We start from the raw sequence: 26,473 nt of genomic DNA on the forward strand, positions 1-26,473 counted from the left end.
AAAAGTATTTAAAGCTAAACTCAAAAAATACATAAATTTGAAAAAAAATTTTCGTTGAAAAAATATCTCGTACAGTTTAAACCCTTTCTCATTTTTATAGGCACTTTTTTTGCAGCCTATATTGTACTCACCTTGCTATATAAGTTTTATCTAAACGGTTTTGGATCAAATGAAGTCGATGGAATAACCAACACTGTAGGACAAAATGTCGAACAATTGATGCAGGGTTTTAATTGTGATATTAAGATTCATAAAAGCCTTACTGATTCCTGGATGGAGGTTTGGTACAATAAGCACTATTCCGTTCGGATTGTTGAAGGCTGTAATGCGGTAAGCGTTATGATTTTGTTTGTTGCTTTTATACTTGCTTTTTCCGGAAAGTTCAAAGCCACTTTGTTGTTTATAGTATTTGGAATTTTCTCTATTTATGTTTTAAATGTAGCGAGAATTGCAATATTGGTTGTTTTATTGTTCCGTTTCCCGGAAAATAATCATTTCTTGCACGGAACTTTGTTTCCTTTGATTATTTATGGTTTCGTTTTTCTTTTGTGGATTATTTGGGTAAACAAATTTTCGAAGTATGCTAAATAGAATCCTCGAACATAAGTCCAAATTAATAATTGCGGTTGCGATTGTATTGTGTTTTGCAGTTATCAGAGCTTTTGAGAATCAGCTGTTCTATGACCCGTTTTTGGATTATTTTGACGGTGATTTTAAAAATTTACCATTTCCCGAGGTGAAAAATTTTACTCTTTTTCTGAATTTATTACTCCGGTATGTACTGAATACTATTTTGTCTTTGTCATTGATCTATGTTTTGTTTCAGGATCGGGATATGCTTCGATTTAGTTTGTTTCTGTATGTGTTTTTTGCGGTGATACTTTTGGGGATGTTTTTTGTCGTTCTTGAATGTTTTGCAGAAGGAAACTGGCTTCTTTTTTATGTGCGAAGGTTCATTATTCAGCCCATATTTGTATTGTTGTTTATTCCGGCATTTTATTATCAGCAGCAAAATTTAAAAAAATAACAATTTATTTCGCCTTTTTTTGGAGTCTTTTAAATAATTTTGCAGTATGAAACTAAAGAAGTGTACCGGATTATTTTTGGCCTTCCTATTATTGGTCTCCAATATTGGGTTTGCTTTTGATGTGCACTATTGTGGCGGAGAGATTGCTTCGGTTTCATTGAATACAACAGCAGCAGCTCCTGAAAAGAATTGTTGCGGAACCTCTGAAAAAAAATCATCTTGTTGTAAAGACAAAGTAGTTCATTTTGAAAAGAAATCAGATGATGCTACCTTAAAGTTTTTCTTCTTCCAGTTTGCTTTTCCTATGGCAGTTCAGGAATATCAACCGATTGCTTTTCTTGGAATTGTAAATTTCAAAAGCAATCAGGTTATTTCGTATTATTCTGATGCCAATGCACCGCCTTTATTTAAGTTGTATCACCAGTATATTTTTTATTCCTGATTTTAATGTTTAGATCCAGGCCGTTTTGGCTTGTGCTATGCTGTTTGTTTATTTCTCCTTTTGAAGAAATTCTATAGAAACAGCCTTCTATTTAACATTAAATCATTTTTTTATGCAAAAAAGTATACTGCTTTTTGTCGCATTTTTGCTATCCGTATCCGCGTTTTCGCAAGAAGATTTGCAGGAAGTAAAAATCACAAAAAAGCAAAAAGGAATAAAAAAATCCTATACGCTTACCTCTAATACTACTGTTATCACCAGCAAGGAGTTATTAAAAGCAGCCTGCTGTAACCTGGCCGAGAGTTTCGAAACAAATCCTTCGATTGATGTGAATTTTTCAGATGCTTTAACCGGGACCAAGCAAATTAAAATGCTTGGTTTAACAAGTCCTTATTTGTTAATCACCGAAGAGAATCTTCCTTCTGTACGCGGAGCTTCGCAAGCTTACGGATTATCGTTTACCCCGGGAACATGGATCGAAAGTGTTCAGATTACAAAAGGAGCGGGGAGTGTTATCAATGGGTATGAGAGCATTTCCGGACAAATTAATACCGAACTTTTAAAACCATTAAACGACATTCCGTTTTTCTTAAATGCTTATGGCTCTACAGATGCCCGTTTTGAGTTAAATACTCATTTTAATAGAAAACTGTCGGATAAATGGGCGACAAGTTTGTTTGTTCATGGTAATGCGCGTGTAGCAAAGAACGATATGAACGACGATGGGTTTTTAGATAATCCGCTTGGGAAACAAATTAATGTTTTGAACCGTTACCAATATTACAATCCTGATAGTGGTTTAGTAAGTTTTATCAATTTCAGGTATATGAATGATAAAAAACAGACCGGAGAATTGGATTTTGACAAGAATACAGATCGCGGAACAAAAAATCACTGGGGTTCAGAAATCAATACAGAACGTTTTGATGTTTCTACAAAAATTGGATATGTTTTTAAAGATATGCCGTATCAAAGTATCGGTTTTCAGAATGCTTTTAATACCCATAATCAAAACTCTTACTTTGGACTGAGTCTTTATGATATCAGACAAAATAGTTTTTATTCGAACTTAATTTTTAATTCGATTATCAACAATACGAAGCACAAGTTTTCTACCGGATTAAATTTTGCCTACGACCAGTATCAGGAGTTTGTAAACGCAAACGATTACAGCCGAATCGATAATTCTGTGGGAGCATTTTTCGAATACACTTATGATAATACGGATAATTTTAGTTTGATTTTAGGAGGTAGGGTAGACAATCACAATCGATTGGGAGTTTTTGTTACGCCGCGTCTGCACCTGCGATACAATCCATGGAAAAATGGAGTGCTTCGTGTTTCGGCAGGAAGAGGAAAACGTTCCGCTAATATTTTTGCCGAGAATCAGCAGCTATTTGCAAGTTCGAGAACTTTTTCAATTTTGGATCAAGGTGGGAAAATTTACGGATTGAATCCTGAGATTGCATGGAATTATGGGGTAAGTTTTTCTCAGAAATTCCGTCTTTTTAATAAAAATTCCGAAATTGGATTTGATTTCTATCGTACCGATTTTCAGAATCAGGCCGTTGTAGATCTGATGCAGAGTCCGCAGGATGTCTTGTTTTATAATTTAAAAGGAAGTTCTTTTGCCAATAGCTTTCAGGCAGAGTTTAATTTCGAATTGATTCATAATCTGAATTTAAGAACAGCTTATAAATATTACGACATTCAAACGGATTATCTGCGAGGAACTTTTCAGCGACCGTTACAGGCGAAGCATCGTTTTCTGGGGAATCTGGAATATGAAACCCAAGTAAATGATGGTAAGCAATGGAAATTTGATTATACATTTAACTGGTCCGGAAAACAACAATTGCCTTATACAGCGTCAAACCCGACTGCAGATCAGTTTCCTGATTTTTCGCCTTCGTATGCGGTGATGAATGTTCAGGTAACGCGAATTCTTTCTCCTGTTTTTGAAGTATATGTAGGAGGGGAGAACATTGGGAATTACAAACAGCAAAAAGCTATTTTAGGAGCTTCAGATCCATTTGGCCCTAATTTTGATGCTTCTGTTGCGTACGCTCCTATTTTTGGACAGATGTATTACGCGGGATTGCGTTTTAAGATAAAATAGAGGTAAAATGTAAAATGTGAATTACGGAGACACGAAAATTTTATTCAATCATCTTACATCTCACATAAAACATTTCACACATAACAAAAAAAAATAACATTAAATAATAAACAAGATGAACAGAATAATTTTAATTGCACTAGTAGCTTTTTTAGGATTTTCAGCTCAGGTTCAAACTAAAAAGAATAAATATTTAAAGTATACAACTGAGGTAAACGGTACTTGTGAGCAATGCAAAAAGCGTATTGAAAAAGCCGCTTTTAGTGTTCCGGGTGTAAAATCGGCGGTTTGGGATATTAACACGCATCAGCTTGCAGTGATTTTGAACGAAGAAAAATCATCTACAGCAGATTTGAATGCCGTTATCGCTAAGGTAGGACATGATACTAAAGAGGTTAAAGCCACGGATGCTGATTATGATAATCTACATTCCTGCTGCAAATATGTAAGAGAATAAAAAACAAAAGAGCCCGGGTTTGTATCCGGGCTTTTAATAGTTAATTTATCTTTAAAATATGGCTTTTAATTGTGGTTGAAGCAAATTATTGTTAATTTCACCACCTTATAAATATAACCAAGCGCATTTATGAATAATTTTGATTGGACTCAATTAATCAACCCTGAATTTTATATAACATTAAGCATTGGAGGGGTTCAAATTGGTTTATTTATTGTTCTCTTTATAGTTTTTGCTGAAACGGGACTTTTTGCAGGATTTTTTCTTCCGGGAGACAGTTTACTTTTCTTAGCAGGTATTTACAGTCGTGACTTAATGCAGAATGTTGTTGATATACCAACAGATTTTCTTAATGTATTTATACTTTCGACTCTGGTTGCTATAATGGGAGTTTTAGGAAATATGACCGGATATTGGTTTGGTGCCAAAAGCGGTTATTATTTGTTTAAAAAAGAAGACTCTTTTTGGTTCAAGAAAAAATATTTATTGCAATCAAAAGACTTCTTTGAGAAGTACGGTGGAAAAGCAATTATCTATGCACGTTTTCTTCCAATTTTCAGAACTTTCGCCCCTATTGTGGCAGGGATAGTTTCGATGGATAAAAAGAAATTCATGTTCTTTAATGTTCTAAGTTCTTTCTTATGGTCGTTTATACTGATCTTCGCCGGACACTACCTGTATGGAGTGTTTTTGAAAGAAGGAATAGATTTAAAACATCACATCGAATACATCATTATTATAATTGTTATCATATCTACATTTCCGGTATTGATAAAACTCTTTAAAAAGAGACCAAGCGAAAAGATATAATTCAAATAAAATCTATAAAAAAGTCCGAAGCAATTAAGTTTCGGACTTTTTTTATGTAATAGGTTTTTCTTTTGTGAAATGTGAGTTGTAAGATGTGAAATGTGAAATGTGGGATCTAAAAGAATCTGCAAACTGTCAATCCTTATGAACCTAAAAAAACTTAGCCCCTTAGTATCTCAGAAGCTTAGCATCTTTAAGAAAACTACCATTCATTCACCTTATTAGCATCCATTTTTAAGAAGATAAACAGTAGAATTGTGAATCCCCAGAGTCCGGAACCTCCATACGAAAAGAAAGGCAGAGGAACCCCAATTGTTGGGAAAATTCCAATAACCATGGCAATGTTAACAAAGAAGTGTATAAACAAAATTCCGGCAACGCAATATCCATATACCCTGCTGAATTTTGTTTTTTGCCTTTCAGCCAGATAGATTACTCTCAGAAATAAACCGGCAAAAAGCAAGATTACGACTAAAGACCCTGCAAAACCCCATTCTTCACCAACCGTTGTGAAAATGTAATCGGTGTGTTGTTCAGGAACGAATCCTCCTTTGGTTTGAGTTCCTTCAAGGAAACCTTTTCCAATCCATCCCCCGGATCCAATAGCAATTTCAGATTGATTAGTATTGTATCCAATACCTTTCATGTCAACACTTTTTCCTAATAAGATATTAAAACGGTCACGGTGGTGCTGTTTAAAAACATTATCGAAAACATAATCTACAGAGAAAACAAAAGCTGAAATGACGGCTAAAAGGATACCGCTTAAGATGATATTTCGGTCAACTACTCTTCCTTTGAAATGTATGATTGTTAGTATTCCCAAGGCAATTAAAATCACTACATAAGGTTCCAGTACGAGTGTCAATACAAACAATAGGATTGTAATAAATCCAGTCCATACGTACCAGGATGGCAGCCCTTCTCTATACAATACAATGATGAAAATACTATAAATTAAGGCACTTCCCGGATCGGGTTGAGGTAAAATTAATAATACAGGTGAAAATACAATCGCCAAAGCCTGAAGCTGCCTGTTAGTGTCTTTCAGGTTGATTTGTGTATCACTTAAATATTTGGCTAATGCCAATGAAGTGGCTGCTTTGGCAAACTCAGACGGCTGCAAAGTAAAGCTGCCAATAGCGTACCAACATCTTTGCCCGGCAATAGTTTTTCCGAATAAGAACAAACCGGCTAAGGACAATAGTGAAACGCCAAAAATAATAGTCGCATATTTCTCGTAAAACTTTCCATCTACAAAAAGCACCACAAAAATCAAAGGAATGGTACATCCGATAAAGATTAATTGCTTTTGGTAAGTTCCTTCGGTTGACAATAATGAGGAAGAATAGATATTGAGCCACCCTAATATCACCAACGAAATGTAGATAAAAACGCTTATCCAGTCAATGTTATTTTTTACACTTTGATTTTTCATTTGAAATAATCTTTGTTAGTTCTTTTTAGTGGTGTCTGATACTGTTTTTTTAACTTCTGCTTTAGGTGTCACCGGTTTAACGGGGACAATTTTAGCTTTTAAAGTAGAATCTTTTGGTGTAGATTCAATGGCACTGGCTTCATTCATACCGCCCAGTTTTGCATACTCGCTGGCTAAGCTTTTGTTTAAAACCCTTGTTTCTAAATCGGTCCTGGTGATTTTATGTCTCAGATATTTTTCAATCATTAAACTGGCAATCGGACCTGCCACTGTAGCTCCAAATCCTCCATTTTCAATCATAATGGCAATGGCAATTTTTGGATTATCCTTTGGTGCAAAAGCCACAAATATAGAGTGATCTTTAAGCTGTGTTCTTTTGCCGTTAATTTTTGCAAAATTTTCCGCAGTACCCGTTTTTCCACAAATATCAATGCCTTCTACCCTAAGGGCATAAGCTGTTCCTTTGTTATACACATCAAATAAACCACTTATAACTGGTGGGAAATATTTTTGGTCAATTGTGGTGACATGTTTAGTGGTGAATTTGGCATCAATTTTCTTTCCTTCGATCTTTTTAATGATGTGAGGGGTATAATAGTATCCCTGATTGGCGACCGTTGCCATCATGTTAGCTAGTTGGATAGGAGTCATTAGAACTTCTCCCTGGCCAATAGCATTCGATACGATAGTTGTACTTCTCCAGCCTCCGTTCGGGTAAATTCTTTTATATGTTTTTGATGTTGGAATGTTTCCTCTCTTACCTGTTGGCAGGTCATAGCCCATAAATTGTCCCAAGCCGAAACTTTTAATGTGATCACTCCAAACATCTACCGCCTTAGCAGGATTGTTATATTTGTTAATGGTTAACATGTAAGATTGTGCAAAATAGGTATTACAAGAGTTGTAAATCCCATTGTGTAATTGATGAGGGCCAAAACCGTGACATTTCATAAAACGGCCTCTACCATAGCTAAACCCATGGTGGCACATAAAAGTCGTTTGTTCGTTGATAACGCCTTCCTGTAAAGCAACCAGACCGGTAAGGATTTTAAACGGAGAACCGGGAGGGTACTCTGCTAAAAGTCCTCTGTCGTATAATGGTTTTGCAATAGAGTCGTGATATAAAAGGGTGTAATTTTTAGATCGTTGTCTTCCAACTAAAATTCCGGGATCATAAGAAGGAGCAGTTACCAATGCCAAAATCTCTCCACTTTTAGGTTCGATAGCGACAATTCCTCCTCTTTTGTTGATCATTAATTCTTCTCCGTATTTTTGAAGTTCGGCATCGATTGTTAAATTGATGTCTTCTCCCGCTACGGCGATAGTATCGTATTTACCCTCTTTGTAAGAGCCAATTTCTCTGTTATATTTGTCTTTCTGAATGTATTTTACACCTTTAATACCTCTAAGGATGTCTTCGTAGCTTTCTTCAACACCTTGCTTTCCAATCAAATCTCCACTATTGTAATATGGGTTTTTGGCAATTAATCGCTCGTTTACCTGTGTGATGAAGCCAAAGATATTGGCGCCATAATCTACTTCATAGTCACGAAGGGAACGCTTTTGAAAATAAAAGCCTTCATATTTTCTAATTTTTTCCTGAAAAGCGGCGAACTCATTTTTGTTCAGCTGTGCTAAAAATACCGAAGGCAGTCTTGGGCTGTATACTTTGGCTTTGGCAATTCTTTTGTCGTACTCTTCTCTGGTAATGTTTAATAAAGTACAGAATTCAGGAATATTAAGGTTTTCTTTGATTTCTCTCGGAATCACCATGATGTCATAAGAAGCCTGGTTGGCAACCAATAATTTTCCATGTCGATCATAAATATAACCTCTTTCCGGATAGTCATATTTTTTCTTTATGGCATTATTTTCGGATTTTAACTTAAACGAATCATCGATGATCTGTAAATAAAAGATCCTGATCACTAGCAAGGATGCTGCAATAATAATTAAAGAGGGCAGCAAAACTTTTCTCATCGTTTATTAGGCTTAATAAGGTAAATTATGATAATTGAGGTGATTATGGTAAAAATCGAACTAAATAACGTTCGAAGTAAAACGTCCAGAATAAATTTAAATTGAAAAGCTTCGAGAATAAATAACACGATGTGGTGTAATACAACAGAAACTAAAATAAATGAAAATCGTTCGGGAGTTAAGGAGTCATTCAGTTTAATAGTTTGATATTCGTAACTGAGTCCAAACGAGAATTTAAAAATGTAAGGCCTGTAATAAGCTAGTACAAGACATGCTGCTGCATGAATTCCTCCTGAATTACAAAACATATCCATAATAATTCCAAGTAAGAAGCTGGATACAATCAAACCTGTTCGGTTGCTGTTTACCGGATACAAAATAATGTACAAGATATATGGGAAGGGACTTATGTACCCTAAAAAATTCATATTATTGAAAATAACAACCTGAATTGCTAGTAACATAATAAATCGAAAAATATTGAGTAACAAAGCGCTATTCATTTTTCTCCTTGTTTTCTAAATTAATAAGTTCTTCTCTGTCCTTGCTCTTGATGATGTATACGTGTCCCAAGTTGGTCATATCGTTAAACAGTTTAACATTTATAACGTAGTAACTTGTGTTTTTCTCAATATAGATCTTGTCAACCGTTCCAATGTTGATTCCTTCAGGGAAAATTACAGATTGTCCTCCGGTTACGATGGTGTCACCTTTTCTGATCGAAGCTAATCTTGGAACATCTTTTAACTGTGCAAATCCGGTGCTTTTACCGTCCCAGGTCAATGATCCAAAATGATTTGACTTTTTAATCTTGGCATTGATTTGAGATTTTGTGTTCAAAATACTTACAACAGTTGCGTATCTTGGTGATGTGTCATCAATAATACCAATAATTCCTAAGCTATTGATTACCCCCATATCCGGTTTAACGCCATCGTTTGCCCCTGAGTTAAGCGTGATGAAGTTTTCGTGTGTGTTATAGGAGTTGTGAATTACTTTTGAAACAATAATATCCGCAGGTTTAACTCCTTTTACACTGTCTGCCAAAGGTAGTTTTGTGGTGTCTTGTTTGTTGAATAATAGACTTTTTAATCTTGCGTTTTCAAGTACAAGTTCGTCATTTTCAGTTCTTAGATTCAAATATTCATTTACGCGATTGATTCTTTCATAAACACCTCCGCTTAGAAAATTAGCCGAACTGATTATTTTGCTTCTGTGGTAAGAATGAGACTGAACTGTGAGTGCCAACGAAATACCTAAAAGCAGCAAAAACAGCAATCGATTACTGTTTCTTATAATGAAATTAAAAATTTGCTGCATTTCTTGTATGGTTATTTTGTTTCAGGATATGCTTTTGGTTTCAAATTTAATCAGAGCCAAATGTTTAAATTTGGCTCCGAGAAAATATATTGATTGTTATTATGGATCTTATTTGATTAAGATACTTTTGAACTTTGTAATGTTTTTAAGTGCCATTCCGGTTCCACGAACAACAGCTCTTAATGGGTCTTCAGCAATATAAACAGGTAAATCTGTTTTTTGCGAAATACGTTTGTCAAGACCTCTTAACATCGATCCACCACCAGCTAAATAAATACCTGTGTTGTAGATATCGGCTGCTAATTCTGGCGGAGTCTGAGATAATGTTTCCATTACCGCATCTTCAATACGTTGAATCGATTTGTCAAGTGCTTTTGCAATTTCACGGTAGGAAACATCTACTTGTTTTGGTTTCCCTGTAAGTAAGTCTCTACCTTGAACTGACATGTCTTCTGGTGGTCCATCTAAATCTTCGATTGCGGCACCAATTTGAATTTTTATTTTCTCTGCAGTACTTTCTCCAACAAAAAGGTTGTGTTGCGTACGCATGTAATAAACAATATCATTTGTGAAAACGTCACCTGCAATTTTCACAGATTTGTCACACACAATTCCACCTAATGCGATAACGGCAATTTCTGTAGTACCACCTCCAATATCAACAATCATGTTTCCTTTTGGCTGCATGATATCGATACCAATACCAATTGCTGCTGCCATTGGCTCGTGAATTAAGTAAACTTCTTTTCCGTTTACTCTCTCACAAGATTCTTTTACCGCTCTCATCTCTACTTCGGTAATACCGGATGGAATACAAACCACCATTCTTAAAGCCGGAGTAAACATGCGTTTTTTCAATGCCGGAATGCTTTTGATGAACATGTTGATCATCTTTTCCGAAGCATCAAAATCAGCAATTACACCGTCTTTTAAAGGCCTTATGGTCTTGATGTTTTCATGCGTTTTACCTTGCATCATATTGGCTTCCTTACCAACAGCAATGATTTTGCCTGATATTCTATCACGTGCAACGATCGACGGACTATCAATAACAACTTTATCATTATGTATGATTAAAGTGTTTGCGGTACCAAGGTCTATCGCAATATCCTCGGTCATGAAATCAAAAAATCCCATAAGTTTTTTAGGGGTTTAAAATGTTATAAATTATTTTGAACAAAGTTAAACAAATTAATGTTTAAAATGACGTGTTCCCGTAAATACCATTGCAAGATTGTTTTCATTGCAATAATTTATGCTTAATTCGTCTTTTATTGAGCCTCCTGGCTGAATAACAGCAGTTATTCCTGCTTTTTTGGCTAATTCTACACAATCCGGAAATGGAAAAAATGCATCACTTGCCATCGAAGCGCCCGTTAAATCAAATCCAAAAGCTTTTGCTTTGTCAACTGCCTGAACTAAAGCGTCAACTCTTGAAGTCTGACCTGTTCCTGACGAAATTAATGTTCCGTTTTTAGCAAATACGATTGTATTTGATTTGGTGTTTTTACAAATTTTTGAAGCAAATATCAAATCTTCTATTTCTTCAGCTGTAGGCTCAGTAATAGTAACGGTTTTTAAATGCTCTTTAGTATCTGTAATATTATTTCTGTCCTGAATTAACAATCCGTTAAGACATGTTCTTACTTGTCTTGTTGGTAATTCAACTTCATTTTGAATTAAAATGATTCTGTTTTTCTTTTCTTGTAGTATTGTAATTGCCTCTTCGTCATAACTTGGAGCGATTACTACTTCACAGAATAATTTATTGATTTCTTCTGCTGTTGTCACATCAATTTTAGTATTTGAAATCAAAACTCCGCCAAAAGCAGATGTTGGATCACATGCCAACGCTGCTAAATAAGCCTCACTAATTGTTTTTCTTGAAGCTAAACCACAAGCGTTATTGTGTTTTAAAATGGCAAATGTTGGGCCGTCAGTTTTGAACTCATTAATTAAGTTTACTGCTGCATCAACATCTAATAAGTTGTTGTATGATAATTCTTTTCCGTGAACTTTTTTGAACATAGCGTCAAAATCGCCAAAGAAGAATCCTTTTTGATGAGGGTTTTCACCGTATCTTAAAACCTGACCATCTGCAATACTTTCTTTGTAAATGGTTTCGTCAGTGTTGAAATAGTTAAAAATAGCTCCGTCGTAGTGAGACGAAACGTGGAATGCTTTGGTAGCCAATAATCTTCTGTTTTCAAGAGTAGTTGCTCCATTTTGTTCTGTAATCAAATCTAAAAGCAGGCTGTATTCGTTTACCGAAGCAACAATTACAGTGTCTTTGAAATTTTTAGCACCGGCACGGATCAAAGAAATTCCGCCAATGTCAATTTTTTCAATAATATCCTGCTCACTTGCACCTGAAGCAACAGTTTTTTCGAACGGATACAAATCAACAATTACTAAATCAATCTGAGGAATATCAAATTCTTTCATCTGCTGAACGTCACTTTCGTTATCCTGACGGTTTAAAATTCCACCAAAGATTTTCGGGTGAAGTGTTTTTACTCTTCCTCCAAGAATTTCAGGGAAAGAAGTAATGTCTTCAACAGGAACAACAGGAATGCCAAGGTTTTTTATGAAATCTTCGGTTCCTCCGGTCGAGTAAAGTGTTACGTTTTGTTCGTGTAATTTTCTAACGATTGGCTCTAAGCCGTCTTTTGAAAAAACAGAGATTAATGCCGATTGTATTGTTTTAGTTGTGCTCATCGTGTAGTTATGATTTTTGAGACTGCAAAAGTAGTTTTTTTATATATTATTTTAAAGAAAATTAATGTAACATTATGCTAAAAAAATCTACTGATGAGTAAGTTAACTTTTATTAGGTTTTTGATTTTAAATTATTGAATTTTACTTTATTGAAAAATACGACTATATGCTTGTCTATCTAAGATTATTAAAAGAAAGTTTAGGTTTTGCCGTAAATGCGCTGCGAAATAATAAACTGCGAACGTTGTTGTCGTTATTGGGTGTTACGATCGGAATTTTTTCGATTATTGCTGTTTTGGCAGCGGTCGATTCTTTAGATCGTAAAATTTCTAAAGATTTGAGTAGCTTAGATAAAAATACAATTTATTTAATGAAGTTTAGTTTTGGACCTTCTGAAATTCCACAATGGAAAAGAGATCAGTTTCCAAATGTGAAATACGATGAGTATGTAGGGCTGAAAAATTCATTGACCAATACGGATCAGGTGGCGTATCAGCTTTTTGTAAAACACGAAAGTTTAAAATACGATTCAAAAACTGTAAGTGATGTAAATATTATCCCTTCGTCGAATGAAATTGTAGATATTGAAGGATTAAGTTTTGATAAGGGGAGATTTTATACCGAATCTGAGTCGAATTCCGGTGCGGCTGTTATTGTTTTGGGTTACGAAATTGCTGAAGGGCTTTTCGGTACAAGTGATCCCATTGGCAAGAGTATCCGTTTGTACGGACAACGTTTTAATGTAATTGGTGTAATTGCAAAACAAGGAGCGGGTTTTTTTGGCGACAGTAATGATACATCGGTTTATTTGCCATCCAATTTTTTACGCCGAATGTATGGTGATAGTGATGCCATGACACCCGTAATTGTTGTGAAGCCTGTAAAAGGGATTGACATGGATGCTTATAAGGCACAGGTGGCACAAAAAATAAGAGCTATTCGTGGTATGAAAGCCGGAGAAATGGATAATTTCTTTATTAATGTACTTTCCGGATTTACCGATTTTATAGATGGAATTTTAGGACAGATGAATGTTGTGGGATGGATTATCAGTGGATTTTCTCTTTTGGTCGGTGGTTTTGGAATTGCCAATATTATGTTTGTATCTGTAAAAGAAAGAACCAATTTAATCGGAATTCAGAAATCACTGGGAGCTAAAAACCGATTCATTTTATTTCAGTTTTTGTTTGAAGCAGTAATTCTTTCTGTTATTGGTGGAATAATAGGTTTGGTGATGGTTTGGGGAATTGCACTGGTCTTAACAAAAGTGCTTGATTTTGAATTTGTTCTTAGTTTCGGGAATATAATTTTAGGAACTACTCTCGCCGCATTTATTGGTTTGGTTTCAGGAATATTACCTGCGATATCTGCTGCAAATCTGGATCCGGTTGAAGCCATTCGAACCGGGATGTAAGCATTCTGTTAAAAAAAATCAATTTTTAACCGTTATTATTTTGGCTCTGCTGTTGAATTTTATCGTAATTTTAATACCCTAATTTAAAAAGCGATACGATGATACCAGTTAAAGCTTATGCAGCCTATGATGCTGTTAATCCGTTAAAACCCTACACGTTTGAAAGAAAAGAAGTAGGTGCCCATCAGGTTCAGATAGAAATTTTGTATAGTGGGGTATGCCATTCCGATATTCATACCGCAAAAGGGGATTGGGGCCCTGTAAATTACCCTTTAGTTCCCGGTCATGAAATTGTAGGCCGAATTGTAGCTGTTGGAAGCGAAGTTTCTAAGTTTAAAATTGGAGAGCTGGCGGGAGTGGGGTGCTTTGTAGATTCCTGCAGAGTGTGTCCAAGCTGTCAGTCCGGTGAAGAGCAATTTTGTGATGAAGGAATGACCGGAACTTACAATGGTGTAGAGAGAGGAACGGATATTCCGACCAAGGGAGGATATTCAACCAGTATTATTGTAGATGAAAGTTATACGCTTCACGTTTCTGAGAAACTCGATATCAAAGGAGTTGCCCCGTTATTATGCGCCGGAATTACGACTTACTCGCCTTTGCGTTATTTAAAAGTTGGTAAAGGACATAAAGTTGGAGTTTTAGGACTTGGGGGCTTAGGTCATATGGCTGTGAAGTTTGCAGTTTCTTTTGGTGCCGAAGTTACGATGTTAAGCCACTCTCCTTCCAAAGAAGCCGATGCTAAAAAGTTAGGTGCGCATCATTTTGCTTTAACCTCAAATCCGGAAACAATGGAATCGCTTGCCAATAGTTTCGATTTTATTCTGAATACAGTTTCTGCCAAACACGATCATAATGCCTATTTGAATTTGTTAACGACAAACGGAACCATGATCGTAGTAGGTGCTCCGCCTGCACCTGCTGAAATTCCTGTTTTTACTTTAATTATGAAAAGAAGAAGTATCATAGGAAGTTTAATTGGAGGAATCAGAGAAACTCAGGAAATGCTGGATTACTGCGCCGAGCATAATATTACTTCAGATGTTGAGATTATCGATATGGGGTATATTAATGAAGCTTACGACCGAATGAATAAAAGCGATGTGAAGTATCGTTTTGTAATTGATATGGCTTCTTTGAGGTAGTTTTATAAGGTTCAAAGAGGCAAAGGTTTAAAGGTCTTTTTCTTTGTGTAAACTTTGCGAGCCTTGCGATTAAGATTTAAACGCAAGGCTCGAAGAGTTTTTTATTTTGAAGATTTGGTATAAATTTTAGTTCGGGTAGCTGATTGTTTGATATGTCGCTCCGTTGGAGCTTTTGCTTGGATTGAATATTTTTGGTTATAGAATAATGCTCCTTCGGAGCTTAATCGTATGAAAGAAAAGTCTGTAAAGCTTGTTTTAGAGCTTCACAGACTTTTGTCTTTATTGAATCTTGTATGTGGTTTAAGTAAGGATTTTTTATCGTGTTAGTTGTTTACCTTTTTGTATTCTAAAGTGCCAAGCTGCTCGTGGGTAATAACACGTTTCTGACTGTCGAAGTAGTCAATTTGAAATTTTACAGGAATAAGATCAACGGTAACAGTTAAGGTGTTGTTGTCTTTCGAAAGTTTCCATTTGCCGTTGGTGCTTTTGTCTCCTACGATTCCTGTAAATTTTCCATCCTCATTAAAGATCTGAAACACCTGATCACTCTTGAATTTTTCTTTTATATCTTTTTCTGTTCCGTTTTTGGTAAGTTTTACCAGTTGCCATTTTCCAATAAGTTCTTTTGACGTTTGTGCCTGAATGGAAAGTGAAGCTAACATAATTAGTGCTAGAAAAACAATCTTTTTCATAAGGTTACGATTTTAAAGTTAGATTTTGAGGAACAAATATATTTTTGAAAGGGCTTATTTTTCTTTCAGTACTTTCTCTAAATATTCGACTTTTTCTTTTTCAGCCTGAAGCATACGTTCGTAGAGTTCAATGACTTTATCTAATGGATTGAAATTGCAATAATTTGCATGAAACATTCCATTTGCTCCATTACAGCTGTTGTCGTAAAAATTATTGAAATAACTAATCATATTTTCTTCGTTAAAGTTTTTTATAGCCTCAACACTTACGCCAAGAGCTTTGGCTACTTCTGCGAGTTTTGCATCGTCTATGGTTTCGCTGTTTTCTATTGTGGATACAGTTTGCTGAGAGGTTCCTAAAGCCTGAGCCAAAGCTTCCTGTTTCATGTCTTTAAGTTCACGAATACGACTAATTTTTCGTCCTATGTGATTTGGTTTTGTTGCTGTACTCATAATTCAAAGATATTTAAAAAGCTTTAATAAAAATGGAATTTGGTAAAAAACACATCAATTATTGTGAGATACATTTTTAATAGTTCGTTTGGGTTAAAGCTATTATAATAGATTGATGTATGTAAAGCAAAAATACAATTTTTCAGACAAGTATTAATTAGTTGTTCTTAAAATTGTTAGTTATAAAAATTCCGTAGGAATGAAATGTCGGTAAGAATATGATTTATCATGTTGAAGTTACACATTGATAAAAATTCCGTAGGAATGAAACGTCGGTAGTTTATCGTGTTGAAGTTAGGATTGTGTTTTTGCACGCCGATAAAAATTCCGTAGGAATGAAATGTCGGTAGTTTATCGTGTTGAAGTTAGGATTGGGTTTTGCGCATCAATAAAAATTCCGTAGGAATGAAATGTCGGTAGTTTATCGTGTTGAAGTTAGGATTGGGTTTTGCGCATCAATAAAAATTCCGTAGGAATGAAATGTCGGTAGTTTATCGCGTTGAAGTTAGGATTGGGTTTTGCGCATCGATAAAAATTCCGTAGGAATGAAACGTCGGTAGTTTATCGCGTCGAAGTTAGGATTGGTTTTTGCACGCCGATAAAAATTCCGCAGGAATGAAATGTCGGTAGGAACGGCATATTTTGTTGGTTATAAAAATAAAAAAATCCCAAGAAGCAATTTCTTGGGATTTAATCGTTTTAGAAGTTTAAAAACTATCTAATTTCGTTATTCTGAATCAAATCGATATACAAGTTGATTTTGTCTTTCAATTCTTTTCTTGGCGTGATAAAGTCAAGGAAACCGTGCTCTAATAAGAACTCGGCAGTTTGGAAACCTTCCGGTAAATCCTTACCAGTTGTGTCACGAACTACACGCGGACCGGCGAAACCAATCAACGCGCCTGGCTCAGAAATGTTGATATCTCCTAACATGGCATAGGATGCAGTTGTTCCTCCGGTTGTTGGATCTGTACAAAGAGAGATATAAGGTAATTTAGCTTCTGCTAATTGCGCTAATTTCACAGATGTTTTTGCTAATTGCATTAAAGAATAAGCAGCTTCCATCATACGAGCTCCACCAGATTTAGAAATCATTACAAAAGGTAGTTTGTTTTTGATAGCGTGATCAATACCTCTGGCAATTTTTTCACCTACAACAGCTCCCATAGATCCACCGATAAAGGCGAAATCCATACAGCAAATTACAAGTTCTTTTCCTTTAGATTTTCCCACTCCGGTACGCACAGCGTCTTTTAGGTGAGTTTTTTCCATAACGTCTTTCAGTCGTTCTGCATATTTTTTTGTATCCACAAAATGCAGAGGATCTTTAGAAGTCATGTTTTTATCTAATTCAACAAACTCATTATTGTCAAATAAAATTTCAAAATAGGTTGCGCTTCCAATTCGAACATGAAAATCATCTTCAGGACTTACAAATAAGTTTCGGGCTAATTCGTCAGCATCAATAATTTTTCCTGTTGGAGATTTGTACCACAATCCTTTCGGAACGTCCATCTTATCTTCTGTAGCGGTCGTAATCCCTTTTTCCTGTCTTTTAAACCAAGCCATTATTTTAGATTTTAGATTTTAGATTTTAGATTTTAGATTTTAGACTTTGAAAAATCTAAAATCTAAAATCAGAAATCTAAAATTTATAGTGTATTTACGTTATTTAAGTCTGCAAAAGCTTGCTCAAGTCTTGTATTGAACGTTACTTCGCTTTCACGTACCCATTTTCTTGGGTCATAATATTTTTTGTTTGGAACATCAGCACCTTCCGGGTTACCAATTTGAGTTTTTAAATAGTCAATGTTTTTAACCATATAATCACGTATTCCTTCTGTGTATGCAAATTGTAAATCGGTATCGATATTCATTTTGATTACTCCGTATCCAATTGCTTCTCTGATTTCTTCAAGAGTAGAACCTGAACCTCCGTGGAAAACAAAATCTACCGGATTATGACCCGTGTTGAATTTGTTTTGAACGAAATCCTGAGAGTTTTTTAAGATTTTCGGAGTTAATTTTACGTTTCCTGGTTTGTAAACACCGTGAACGTTTCCAAAAGCAGCAGCAATTGTAAATTTAGGGCTTATTTTAGATAATTCTTCATAAGCATAAGCAACTTCTTCTGGCTGAGTATATAATTTTGAACTGTCAACGTCAGAGTTGTCAACACCATCTTCTTCACCACCTGTAATACCAAGTTCGATTTCTAATGTCATTCCCATTTTACTCATTCTTGCCAAATATTCTTTGCAGATTTCGATGTTTTCTTCGATTGGCTCCTCAGATAAGTCAATCATGTGAGAACTGTATAATGGTTTTCCTGTTTCTGCAAAATGTTTTTCAGAAGCATCTAATAAACCATCAATCCAAGGTAATAATTTTTTTGCACAGTGGTCAGTATGAAGAATTACGGTTGCTCCGTAAGCTTCTGCTAAAGTATGAATATGTTTTGCTCCGGCGATTCCACCAGCGATTGCTGCTTTTTCACCTGCATTAGATAGTCCTTTTCCAGCGTTAAACTGTGCTCCACCGTTTGAAAATTGAATGATAACCGGTGCATTTAATTTTGCTGCAGTTTCAAGAACTCCATTGATTGTACTTGAACCAGTAACATTTACTGCAGGTAATGCAAATCCTTTTTCTTTCGCATAATTAAAGATCTCCTGAACCTGATCTCCCGTAGCTACTCCCGGTTTAATATTGTGTGCCATTGTAATTTTTTTTTAGTTGTTTTTAGTTTTTAGGTTGCAAAAATAAGAATTAATTAGCATTAGAATGGATAATTTATTCCAAAATTTAAAACCGAGTGCCCAAAATTGTATTCTTTAAACCAGCGATCTCCCTTCTCATGTGCTGGGTTATAGGTCTTAAAGCCCATATCTAAACGGATAACAAAAAAGCTTAAATCGTATCGTAAACCAAATCCTGTACCTAGTGCAATTTCAGCTAAATCGTTTACGCTAGAGAATTTTGCTTTCTCATCAATCACATTATCGAGCACATTCCAGATATTTCCGGCATCTGCAAAGATGGCTCCTTTAACGGCGCCAAAAATTTTAAAACGAAGCTCGGCACTCATGGCAATTTTCATATTGGCCTCGTTGAAATCATTTGCGGCATTTGTGCTTCCGGGACCCAAAGAATAGGGCTGCCATGCGCGGTTGTCGTTTGAACCTCCTGCATAATAACTTCGTGAAAACGGGATGTAGTTTGAATTTCCAAATGGAACCGCAATTCCGAAAAAGGTTCTTACGGCCAGTACTTTTTCTTTTCCAAAATCCCAGTGTTTGATATAATCAAATTCAGTTTTGATGTATTCTGAATATTCCAGATTAAAAATTTCATAATTGCCTTTGTCATTTTTTTGAAAGTTCCCAATGTTTGAAATAGCAGATAACAAAGTACCGGCTGATTCTATTTTGGTTTTAAACTGATAGAATGTATTATCGGCAAGATCTTTTTTTGTGGTTTTGGTAAAAGTATAGCTGGTGGCCAGAATAAAGTCATTCTCGGTCAGACGAATTCTTCTTTCTTCGATGCTTTTTACATCTTTATAGGCCTGATCCGTAAGGATTAAGCTAGAATTGGGGGACAACACATCATTGGTAAACCCGGTAGTCCCTTTGGGAATGCTTAGGTTTCGATCGTCCGGACTGTTATAATAATCCTCATTTTTATTGTATATCGTACCAATATTGTTTAATTCTCTATAAGATGTTCTATAAACGTTAAAGTAGTTATCCGGATTTAAATTTCGTACGAATTGTGCATTAAGGAGTTCAAATTTTGCCGTATTCCCTCGTTTAGGAGACCAGTTGTAAGCGATTCCTCCTGTGAAATTTTCTTTGTCCAGTCCAATATTTCTTTGTTTAGAGAAACCTGCAGCAACGCTGGTGGAAGGAATCATTCTTTTTGGAATAATTTTTTCTGTTCCAAAAGGCAATAAGATCCTTGGGAAATTTAGTTTCAAATCGAGACCATATTCAGAAACGTTGAAGAAATTGTTGTTGGGGTTCGCCATATCTCTGGATGACCCTAAATTTAATCGCGTAGAAATTTCCAAAGTTTCGGCTCTGTTAAAAACGTTACGAATAGTTTCGGAAATACTTGCTCCAATACCAAAATCCTGAATGTTAGAATGTGTAACGTCAAAAGTAGCTCCAAAGCTGTATTTTTTTCTTGGAGTAAGATAGACATTAGCAATTAAGGACTGCGCAGTTGAGTCGCGTTTGTCGACTGTATACTGAATAGACGGATAATTGAAAATTTTCAGATTGTTCAGATATCTTGAGGAAAGAGTAGTTCTGGTGTCTGAAAAAGTACTTCCCTTGGTGATGAAAACCGCATCGGTAATGGCTCGTGGTCTGTATTTTAGTTTTTTATAACTGTATAGATTAAAGTTGTTGTAGGTGGTGCTGTCTGTGATTTTATTTTTTGCATTTGTTGCAGAATAATCAGTGTAGATGTTGACATCACTAATTTTGTACAGTTTAAAAGGCTCTGTTCTGCTTGAATCTCTTCCCTGGATGTTATTGTTGTTTACAATCAAAGTTACATTGGCTTTGTCTTTTTTGCCAATAGTATCAATATCAAAAGTCACATAAGTAGGCTGGAAATAATAGGCTCCGTGGTTTCTAAAGTAAGTGGTAAGACGATTTTTTTCTTCTTCAAAATCTACGGTTTTGTATTGTTTTCCTGATTTTAAAACCGAAGGGTCAGGATTAACTTTGTATAACGAGTCTAACGCAGGAGTCATTATTTTCGTTTTGATAGTGTCTAAAGTATAAGCAGGTCCGGTTGTAATATTGTAGTTTATCTTCGCTTTTTTTCTTCCAACACTGTCAATATTATAATCTGTTGCAACTTTAAAATAACCACTGTTGAAATAATAATATTTTAGACGAAGGAGTGTTTTCTTTGTTTTCGCAGTATCAATAATTACCGGAGCTTCACCGGTGCTTTTTAGAAATTCATGAATACCTTTGTACATAAAGGATTGTCCCAGACGATCTACTTGTTTCGCAGATAAAAGTTTTGACTGGCGTTCGTACAAACCCGGATTGTTTTTGAATTTAGCTTTATAGGTTGAGTCCGGATTTAAATTGGCAAGGTTGTATAAATTCAAACGAAGACGATATCCTAATAGGGTACCATTTGGTTTTTGGTACATTTGATTGAAGGCAGTTTCGTCGTTAGTTGACTTGCCATTTACAAGAATAGTATTTTTAACAAGAAGGTTTTTTCCATCAGGAACTCTTTTTACAGCATTACAAGCGCAAATAAATATTGCTATTAGGATAAATGCTATTATTTTTGTGGAATTCTTTTTCAAGTGTTCTTAAATATTTAATTCAAAAGTACATTATTTTATGGTTAGTAAAAACCAAATAAAGCTTATCTCAGGGTTACATCAAAAAAAGCAACGTTTTGCAAATCAATTGTTTTTCGCCGAGGGAGTAAAAGTAATTCAAGAATTGTTGCAATCCAATTTTGAACTAGAGCATTTATACACGACTCTAAATGATTTTGAAGAGGTTCATTCTTCAAAGCGAACTTTAATTTATGAGCAGGAACTTAAAAAAATAAGTGCTTTATCTACTCCTAATTCCTGTTTGGCTGTTTTTAAAATTCCTGCCGAAAATAAAATAATCGATTCGGGCTTAATTTTGGCTTTAGACGATATTCGTGATCCCGGAAATTTAGGAACCATTTTGCGCCTTTGTGACTGGTTTGGGATCAAGCAAATTGTTTGCTCAAAAGAAACCGTCGATATTTACAATCCAAAGGTGGTGCAGGCAACCATGGGGTCTATTACCAGAGTAAATGTTAATTATGTTGATCTCGAAACGTTTATAGCTCAAACAAAATTAGCTGTATTTGGAACTTTTATGGATGGCGAAAACATCTATAAAACCGATCTTCCTCAGGATGGAATCATTATCATGGGTAATGAAGCCAACGGGATTTCACCGGAAATTGAAAAAATGGTTACAAGCCGACTTACCATTCCAAGATTTGGAGAGCTGCAAAAAACAGAAAGTTTAAATGTAGCTACCGCAACAGCAATTATTCTTAGTGAGTTTAAACGAAATAGTTAAGTATTTGTTTTAATGAAAAGTAAAATTTATTAAAATAGCTCTTGATTTCATAGAATCGATATTGTCAGTCCAAGGGCTAGGTCCGTTTGCCGGATTATCGCGAATTAACTCGTCTGAAATTCCAAACATTCCTCGAATAGAAGGAGAGAAGATGAAATACTCAGAGAAAATGTCTATTCCAAAACCTAGCTCATAAGCGGCAGTCCATTGTTTTACTCTGAATTTCCCTTCGAAGTTGTCGTCTTTTGATTTAGCATTGCTGGATAGGTTAAGTGTCGAAGACATTCCGCCAACTAAATAAGGACGAATGTTTCCGGTACGCAATGCCGAGAATTTTAAGAGTAAAGGAAAGTGGATATACGTACTGTTTACTTCCCTAAGGTAGTCTTTTTGCAAAGGCAAATTTGGGTAATGCAAGTCACGTTTGGTATAGTACAATCCTGGTTCAAAACGAAGATTAATATATTCTTGTAATCTTAAATCTGCTACAACACCAACATTAAAACCGGTAGTCTTTTTTGTTTGAACATCGGGACCGGGAGATTTGTAGTCAAACTTAAAGTCAAAACTATTAAACCCAAGGTAATAACCGAAATACAGGCGTTGTTTTTGCCAGTTTTCAAGATTAATGATAGGATCTTTGCTGAACATGCTTTTAGCAAATTGCGAATATCCTTGCGTCGATAAGACTAATAGAAGTAAGACTACAATTTTTTTCATACTATTTTTTAGAGGCAGAATAAATGGTTGCAACACCAAAAGTTTGAGGCATTGCTACAACATCTATAAACCCAATTTTTCTTAAAATATTGTTCAGAGCTTCTCCGTAAGGGAAAACTGCAGCAGATTCAGATAAATAACCATAAGCTGAATTGTCTTTAGAAAAGAGTTTTCCAATAATGGGAAGGATGTTTTTGCTGTAAAATTTATAGCCTTGTTTGTATGGTGTTTTGTCCGGAACCGAGGTTTCCAGAATTACAAAAACACCATTTGGTTTTAAAACCCTTAGAATTTCTGCAAATCCTTTTTCCAGGTTTTCAAAATTTCGAACACCAAATCCAACTGTTATGGCATCGAAATGATTGTCGTCAAAAGGAATTTTTTCAGAATCTCCCAAAACTAAATCTATAGTATTAGATAACCCTTTTGCCTGAACTTTTTTCTTTCCTACCTCAAGCATTCCGGCTGAAATATCTAAACCTATAATTTTTTCAGCATTGGTCTGCGACATTAATATGGCAAGATCACCGGTTCCGGTTGCAATATCAAGAATGATTTTTGGTTTTGTATCCGAAACAATTTTGAGCACTTTTTTCCGCCACTTGGTGTCAATTCCAAATGAGATCACACGATTTAAATTATCATAGTTGCCGGAGATGTTGTCAAACATTTGGGCAACCTGCTCTTTTTTACCTAAAGAAGAGTCTTTATATGGAGTTATTTTTTCAGACATTATTTTAATTTACGCAAATATAATACAATCTGTCTTAACTGTAATTGGGTTTTTTATTTTGTGTTTTAATTGTTTTAAAAGTAGGGGGGATTGATGTTGGATATCAAATTTTTTTAGCATCACCAAAAATGGTTATTTTGAAAAAATCACTAAAAGTGGGTATTGTGGAACCATGGATTTATATGCACTTTTGTCACAGTAATAATGATGAAGTTTAAAAGATTGATCGTTATAAATGGCTCAAAGTAACTGAGTATTATTTTTGCACTTGTGCTTAAGTTTGTCAGGAAAGTAGTTAAAGAGGTATTGTTTTTGGGGTCAATACTCTATTTTTTAAAAGTGTGAAATACGTTCTTAGGATTAAATTTGTTTTTGGAAATTTGCCTTTAATATCTTAGTGGTATTTGTTATTAAAGGCGTCCCTTGAGATTATATCTCAACAAACAGTGTTATTTAATTATTTCAAATGTTATTTTTAATATTTGTTATTTTATCAAAGCTATTTCCTGAGTGAGTCCATTTAGAAGGTCAATTGTTTTTGAAAAACATCCTCCAAAAGAGGATGTTTTTTTATTTTCGGATATAAGTTTCGTACGTATAATCATAGAGGTGCTTCTCGTCTTTAAAATTCTCTTCCGATTCAACAAGCTGCCATTCATTTTCATTGATTTTAGGAAAGAAAGCATCTGCTTCAAAAGTATGATGTACTTTGGTAACTTCGATAATATCGGTATAAGGTAAACCAAGATTGTAGATTTCGCCCCCTCCAATAATATAAGAGTCTTCGTCTTTAGGGCATACGGCTATCGCTTTTTCGATAGAATCAACAACAATACAGCCTTCCGGATGGTAATCATTTTGACGAGTTATTACAACATGTACTCTGTTGGGTAAAGGTTTTGGGAAACTTTCGAAAGTTTTTCTCCCCATAATAATATGATGGTTGGTAGTGAGCGATTTAAATCTTTTAAAATCATTCGGTAGATGCCAAACTAATTCATTGTTTTTTCCCAGTTCGTTATTTTCGGCAACAGCCGCTATCATTATAATCATGGTATTCTAAACTAAATTTTATTTTCAGAATCTTCATTTACTTTCGATTCTAACTGACTAATTCTTTTCTGTTGTAAAGCAACAAGCCGGTCAATTTGTTCTCTTTCCCATTTTTTGTTCATGAACCGGTCTGTGATGTATACTTTTATAAAATGTAAAATGAAGATAAAAAGCCAGATTGTTATGGCCCAAATACACCAGTCTTGCCCGTTGGTGGCTCCAAGGCCAAAGAATCGATTGGCGATAAATAAAAATAAACTCCCTAGAATAAAAAGCACAAAATGAAAATAAAGAACCTTCTTTTGTCTGATTCTTCTTCTGGCATACTCGTATTGTTCGTGTACTTCCTTTTCCATAAGATATAAATGAGGTCATAAAGTTAAAATTTATTTTGTAATGATCCATTTAGATTGGGGAATATTTCTATTAAAGTGATTTAACGCTTTGAAATCCAAAATTTTATATGGATTTATTTATCGATAGTAAAAAAAATAAGGAGTGTTTTTGATATAATCATAAAACGATTACAGAGGTGAGGTGAGTTCAGATGAATTTATGTAATTTAGTCTATGAATCTAAAAATTAAATAGTTATGTCTTTAAAGAAACAGTTTGTAAAAACGAAACCCGTGTGTAAAGTCACCTTTACAATAGATGCAAAAGATGCAAATTCGGCGGCGGTTGTTGGGGATTTTAACAATTGGAATCCCGAGGAAGGAGTTTTAAGTAAATTGAAAAATGGAACTTTTAAAGCTACTTACGATTTGGTGAAAGACGCGATTTACGAATTTAAATACGTAGTGGACGGAGTGTATGAAAACGATCCGGAGGCGGATTCGTATAAGTGGAATGATTATGCCGGAAGCGAAAACAGCGTGTTGGTAGTATAAAAAAATCCGCTTAAAATTTTAAGCGGATTTTTTTATGTTTTATACAGCAACACTTCCTTTTATGCCGGCATGCGGTTCGTAATCTAAAAGTGTGAAGTCATTGTAATCAAAGTCGAAAATGTTTTTAATCTCCGGATTTAAAACCATCTTAGGTAACGGTTTCGGCTCACGTGTAAGTTGCAGTTCTAATTGCTCAAAATGATTGTTGTAAATGTGGGCATCTCCAAATGTGTGAATGAATTCTCCGGGTTCCAAGTCGCAAACCTGTGCAATCATCAAGGTTAATAAAGCATAAGAGGCGATGTTAAACGGAACTCCCAAAAATATATCGGCACTTCGCTGGTACAGTTGGCAGGAAAGTTTTCCTTTTGTTTCTCCTTTTTCGGTGTCAGGACTTGTGACATAAAATTGAAAGAAAGCATGGCAAGGAGGTAAAGCTGCTTTGTTGTTGGCTACATTTTCTTCAAATGATTTTTTAGTATCCGGCAGGACCGAAGGATTCCATGCTGAAACCAGCATTCTTCGGCTGTTTGGATTTGTTTTTAACTCAGTAATTAATTCAGAGATCTGATCAATTTCTTCGCTGTTCCAATTGCGCCATTGATGTCCGTAAACAGGGCCTAAATCGCCATTAGAGTCTGCCCAGGCATCCCAAATTTTTACACCGTTTTCCTGAAGGTACTTTACGTTGGTATCACCTTTTAAGAACCAAAGCAATTCATATATGATTGATTTTAGGTGTAGTTTTTTGGTGGTAACCATTGGGAAACCTTCACTTAAATCAAATCGCATTTGGTAGCCAAAAACACTTTTGGTTCCCGTTCCTGTTCTGTCTCCTTTTTGGCAACCGTTGTCTAAAACGTGTCGTACCAAATCTAAGTATTGCTTCATGGTGCTTTAAGCTTTAGGCTTTAAGTTTAGGCTTTATCCTAAAAACTTATAGCTTGTTTTTTATG

Annotated in this window: 26 protein-coding genes; 10 read left to right on the top strand and 16 right to left on the bottom strand. The window is 35.2% G+C overall.

What is annotated here, in order from left to right:
• The first annotated feature begins 54 nt into the window (after positions 1-54).
• From xrtF to JO950_RS00925, 6 genes are all read left to right on the top strand, one after another.
• Positions 55-591 carry an exosortase family protein XrtF gene (gene xrtF, locus JO950_RS00900; protein WP_202700639.1) on the top strand — a complete coding sequence of 179 codons (537 nt, stop codon included), beginning with the start codon at positions 55-57 and terminating at the stop codon, positions 589-591.
• Positions 581-1,027, top strand: coding sequence for an exosortase F system-associated protein (locus JO950_RS00905; RefSeq protein WP_202700640.1), 447 nt, complete (start codon positions 581-583; stop codon positions 1,025-1,027). The genes xrtF and JO950_RS00905 overlap by 11 nt, the downstream gene beginning before the upstream one ends.
• Before the next feature lie 46 nt (positions 1,028-1,073).
• Positions 1,074-1,469: a hypothetical protein gene (locus JO950_RS00910; protein ID WP_070905918.1), complete on the top strand. Its 396-nt coding sequence runs from the start codon at positions 1,074-1,076 to the stop codon at positions 1,467-1,469.
• Positions 1,470-1,581: 112 nt separating this feature from the next.
• On the top strand, positions 1,582-3,588 hold the full coding sequence (locus JO950_RS00915; protein WP_202700641.1) for a TonB-dependent siderophore receptor: 2,007 nt from the start codon (positions 1,582-1,584) through the stop codon (positions 3,586-3,588).
• A gap of 115 nt (positions 3,589-3,703) precedes the next feature.
• Positions 3,704-4,045 (top strand): heavy-metal-associated domain-containing protein, encoded by a 342-nt coding sequence (locus tag JO950_RS00920; RefSeq protein ID WP_202700642.1) that lies wholly within the window; start codon positions 3,704-3,706, stop codon positions 4,043-4,045.
• Between the two features lie 129 nt (positions 4,046-4,174).
• Entirely contained in the window at positions 4,175-4,855 is a 681-nt protein-coding gene (locus JO950_RS00925; protein WP_017494825.1) for a DedA family protein, read from the top strand.
• Between the two features lie 202 nt (positions 4,856-5,057).
• Here the strand turns inward: JO950_RS00925 and rodA are convergent, their stop codons facing one another.
• The 6 genes from rodA to purH all read right to left on the bottom strand — a co-directional run bounded on the left by rodA (position 5,058) and on the right by purH (position 12,311).
• On the bottom strand, positions 5,058-6,293 hold the full coding sequence (rodA, locus tag JO950_RS00930) for a rod shape-determining protein RodA (RefSeq protein WP_202700643.1): 1,236 nt from the start codon (positions 6,291-6,293) through the stop codon (positions 5,058-5,060).
• 15 nt (positions 6,294-6,308) lie between these two features.
• Positions 6,309-8,273: a penicillin-binding protein 2 gene (mrdA, locus tag JO950_RS00935; protein ID WP_202700644.1), complete on the bottom strand. Its 1,965-nt coding sequence runs from the start codon at positions 8,271-8,273 to the stop codon at positions 6,309-6,311.
• Complete coding sequence (locus tag JO950_RS00940) at positions 8,270-8,776, bottom strand: hypothetical protein (RefSeq protein WP_026110182.1); 507 nt, start codon at positions 8,774-8,776, stop codon at positions 8,270-8,272. The genes mrdA and JO950_RS00940 overlap by 4 nt, the downstream gene beginning before the upstream one ends.
• Positions 8,769-9,593 (bottom strand): rod shape-determining protein MreC, encoded by an 825-nt coding sequence (mreC, locus tag JO950_RS00945; RefSeq protein ID WP_017498380.1) that lies wholly within the window; start codon positions 9,591-9,593, stop codon positions 8,769-8,771. Before mreC ends, JO950_RS00940 begins: the two co-directional genes overlap by 8 nt.
• 108 nt (positions 9,594-9,701) lie before the next feature.
• On the bottom strand, positions 9,702-10,730 hold the full coding sequence (locus tag JO950_RS00950; protein ID WP_017498379.1) for a rod shape-determining protein: 1,029 nt from the start codon (positions 10,728-10,730) through the stop codon (positions 9,702-9,704).
• Positions 10,731-10,784: 54 nt separating this feature from the next.
• On the bottom strand, positions 10,785-12,311 hold the full coding sequence (gene purH, locus JO950_RS00955) for a bifunctional phosphoribosylaminoimidazolecarboxamide formyltransferase/IMP cyclohydrolase (RefSeq protein WP_202700645.1): 1,527 nt from the start codon (positions 12,309-12,311) through the stop codon (positions 10,785-10,787).
• A 166-nt stretch (positions 12,312-12,477) separates the two neighbouring features.
• Between purH and JO950_RS00960 the strand changes: the two genes are divergently transcribed.
• A complete protein-coding gene (locus JO950_RS00960) occupies positions 12,478-13,725 on the top strand; it encodes an ABC transporter permease (RefSeq protein ID WP_202700646.1) in 1,248 nt (415 codons plus the stop codon).
• A 98-nt stretch (positions 13,726-13,823) separates the two neighbouring features.
• Entirely contained in the window at positions 13,824-14,870 is a 1,047-nt protein-coding gene (locus JO950_RS00965; protein ID WP_237732250.1) for an NAD(P)-dependent alcohol dehydrogenase, read from the top strand.
• A 323-nt stretch (positions 14,871-15,193) separates the two neighbouring features.
• Here JO950_RS00965 and JO950_RS00970 read toward each other — a convergent pair whose 3' ends face one another.
• The 5 genes from JO950_RS00970 to JO950_RS00990 form a co-directional block, all read right to left on the bottom strand.
• On the bottom strand, positions 15,194-15,562 hold the full coding sequence (locus JO950_RS00970; RefSeq protein ID WP_202700647.1) for a DUF5004 domain-containing protein: 369 nt from the start codon (positions 15,560-15,562) through the stop codon (positions 15,194-15,196).
• 54 nt (positions 15,563-15,616) lie between these two features.
• Entirely contained in the window at positions 15,617-16,015 is a 399-nt protein-coding gene (locus JO950_RS00975; protein WP_202700648.1) for a helix-turn-helix domain-containing protein, read from the bottom strand.
• A 714-nt stretch (positions 16,016-16,729) separates the two neighbouring features.
• Positions 16,730-17,584: an acetyl-CoA carboxylase, carboxyltransferase subunit beta gene (accD, locus tag JO950_RS00980; RefSeq protein ID WP_070905905.1), complete on the bottom strand. Its 855-nt coding sequence runs from the start codon at positions 17,582-17,584 to the stop codon at positions 16,730-16,732.
• Between the two features lie 83 nt (positions 17,585-17,667).
• Positions 17,668-18,735, bottom strand: a complete 1,068-nt coding sequence (gene fbaA, locus JO950_RS00985; RefSeq protein WP_017498372.1) for a class II fructose-bisphosphate aldolase — start codon at positions 18,733-18,735, stop codon at positions 17,668-17,670.
• Positions 18,736-18,794: 59 nt separating this feature from the next.
• A complete protein-coding gene (locus JO950_RS00990) occupies positions 18,795-21,356 on the bottom strand; it encodes a BamA/TamA family outer membrane protein (protein WP_202700649.1) in 2,562 nt (853 codons plus the stop codon).
• Positions 21,357-21,393: 37 nt separating this feature from the next.
• On the opposite strand from JO950_RS00990, the gene JO950_RS00995 reads away from it, so the two are divergent.
• Positions 21,394-22,122: an RNA methyltransferase gene (locus JO950_RS00995; protein ID WP_202700650.1), complete on the top strand. Its 729-nt coding sequence runs from the start codon at positions 21,394-21,396 to the stop codon at positions 22,120-22,122.
• A gap of 9 nt (positions 22,123-22,131) precedes the next feature.
• Here JO950_RS00995 and JO950_RS01000 read toward each other — a convergent pair whose 3' ends face one another.
• From JO950_RS01000 to JO950_RS01015, 4 genes are all read right to left on the bottom strand, one after another.
• The gene (locus JO950_RS01000; protein ID WP_202700651.1) at positions 22,132-22,842 is read right to left on the bottom strand and encodes a porin family protein; all 711 of its coding nucleotides are present in this window, start codon (positions 22,840-22,842) and stop codon (positions 22,132-22,134) included.
• Between the two features lies 1 nt (position 22,843).
• A complete protein-coding gene (ubiE, locus tag JO950_RS01005; RefSeq protein ID WP_202700652.1) occupies positions 22,844-23,575 on the bottom strand; it encodes a bifunctional demethylmenaquinone methyltransferase/2-methoxy-6-polyprenyl-1,4-benzoquinol methylase UbiE in 732 nt (243 codons plus the stop codon).
• Between the two features lie 570 nt (positions 23,576-24,145).
• On the bottom strand, positions 24,146-24,628 hold the full coding sequence (locus tag JO950_RS01010) for a dihydrofolate reductase (RefSeq protein WP_202700653.1): 483 nt from the start codon (positions 24,626-24,628) through the stop codon (positions 24,146-24,148).
• An 11-nt stretch (positions 24,629-24,639) separates the two neighbouring features.
• Positions 24,640-24,984: a 2TM domain-containing protein gene (locus JO950_RS01015; RefSeq protein ID WP_202700654.1), complete on the bottom strand. Its 345-nt coding sequence runs from the start codon at positions 24,982-24,984 to the stop codon at positions 24,640-24,642.
• A 236-nt stretch (positions 24,985-25,220) separates the two neighbouring features.
• Here JO950_RS01015 and JO950_RS01020 point away from each other — a divergent pair, with 236 nt between their 5' ends.
• Positions 25,221-25,517 (top strand): isoamylase early set domain-containing protein, encoded by a 297-nt coding sequence (locus tag JO950_RS01020; protein ID WP_202700655.1) that lies wholly within the window; start codon positions 25,221-25,223, stop codon positions 25,515-25,517.
• Between the two features lie 39 nt (positions 25,518-25,556).
• Here JO950_RS01020 and JO950_RS01025 read toward each other — a convergent pair whose 3' ends face one another.
• The gene (locus JO950_RS01025; protein WP_017498364.1) at positions 25,557-26,408 is read right to left on the bottom strand and encodes a thymidylate synthase; all 852 of its coding nucleotides are present in this window, start codon (positions 26,406-26,408) and stop codon (positions 25,557-25,559) included.
• Positions 26,409-26,473 lie beyond the last annotated feature (65 nt).

Origin of the sequence: Flavobacterium sp. UGB4466, from assembly GCF_903469665.1 — a bacterium.
Lineage (GTDB): Bacteria > Bacteroidota > Bacteroidia > Flavobacteriales > Flavobacteriaceae > Flavobacterium > Flavobacterium lipolyticum.

Bases quoted from the DNA above. Each gene is read 5' to 3' on its own strand.
- JO950_RS00905 (WP_202700640.1), top strand. From the start codon at position 581: ATGCTAAATAGAATCCTCGAACATAAGTCCAAATTAATAATTGCGGTT.
- JO950_RS00910 (WP_070905918.1), top strand. From the start codon at position 1,074: ATGAAACTAAAGAAGTGTACCGGATTATTTTTGGCCTTCCTATTATTG.
- JO950_RS00915 (WP_202700641.1), top strand. From the start codon at position 1,582: ATGCAAAAAAGTATACTGCTTTTTGTCGCATTTTTGCTATCCGTATCC.
- JO950_RS00920 (WP_202700642.1), top strand. From the start codon at position 3,704: ATGAACAGAATAATTTTAATTGCACTAGTAGCTTTTTTAGGATTTTCA.
- JO950_RS00925 (WP_017494825.1), top strand. From the start codon at position 4,175: ATGAATAATTTTGATTGGACTCAATTAATCAACCCTGAATTTTATATA.
- rodA (WP_202700643.1), bottom strand. From the start codon at position 6,293: ATGAAAAATCAAAGTGTAAAAAATAACATTGACTGGATAAGCGTTTTT.
- mrdA (WP_202700644.1), bottom strand. From the start codon at position 8,273: ATGAGAAAAGTTTTGCTGCCCTCTTTAATTATTATTGCAGCATCCTTG.
- JO950_RS00940 (WP_026110182.1), bottom strand. From the start codon at position 8,776: ATGAATAGCGCTTTGTTACTCAATATTTTTCGATTTATTATGTTACTA.
- mreC (WP_017498380.1), bottom strand. From the start codon at position 9,593: ATGCAGCAAATTTTTAATTTCATTATAAGAAACAGTAATCGATTGCTG.
- JO950_RS00950 (WP_017498379.1), bottom strand. From the start codon at position 10,730: ATGGGATTTTTTGATTTCATGACCGAGGATATTGCGATAGACCTTGGT.
- purH (WP_202700645.1), bottom strand. From the start codon at position 12,311: ATGAGCACAACTAAAACAATACAATCGGCATTAATCTCTGTTTTTTCA.
- JO950_RS00960 (WP_202700646.1), top strand. From the start codon at position 12,478: ATGCTTGTCTATCTAAGATTATTAAAAGAAAGTTTAGGTTTTGCCGTA.
- JO950_RS00965 (WP_237732250.1), top strand. From the start codon at position 13,824: ATGATACCAGTTAAAGCTTATGCAGCCTATGATGCTGTTAATCCGTTA.
- JO950_RS00970 (WP_202700647.1), bottom strand. From the start codon at position 15,562: ATGAAAAAGATTGTTTTTCTAGCACTAATTATGTTAGCTTCACTTTCC.
- JO950_RS00975 (WP_202700648.1), bottom strand. From the start codon at position 16,015: ATGAGTACAGCAACAAAACCAAATCACATAGGACGAAAAATTAGTCGT.
- accD (WP_070905905.1), bottom strand. From the start codon at position 17,584: ATGGCTTGGTTTAAAAGACAGGAAAAAGGGATTACGACCGCTACAGAA.
- fbaA (WP_017498372.1), bottom strand. From the start codon at position 18,735: ATGGCACACAATATTAAACCGGGAGTAGCTACGGGAGATCAGGTTCAG.
- JO950_RS00995 (WP_202700650.1), top strand. From the start codon at position 21,394: ATGGTTAGTAAAAACCAAATAAAGCTTATCTCAGGGTTACATCAAAAA.
- JO950_RS01000 (WP_202700651.1), bottom strand. From the start codon at position 22,842: ATGAAAAAAATTGTAGTCTTACTTCTATTAGTCTTATCGACGCAAGGA.
- ubiE (WP_202700652.1), bottom strand. From the start codon at position 23,575: ATGTCTGAAAAAATAACTCCATATAAAGACTCTTCTTTAGGTAAAAAA.
- JO950_RS01010 (WP_202700653.1), bottom strand. From the start codon at position 24,628: ATGATTATAATGATAGCGGCTGTTGCCGAAAATAACGAACTGGGAAAA.
- JO950_RS01015 (WP_202700654.1), bottom strand. From the start codon at position 24,984: ATGGAAAAGGAAGTACACGAACAATACGAGTATGCCAGAAGAAGAATC.
- JO950_RS01020 (WP_202700655.1), top strand. From the start codon at position 25,221: ATGTCTTTAAAGAAACAGTTTGTAAAAACGAAACCCGTGTGTAAAGTC.
- JO950_RS01025 (WP_017498364.1), bottom strand. From the start codon at position 26,408: ATGAAGCAATACTTAGATTTGGTACGACACGTTTTAGACAACGGTTGC.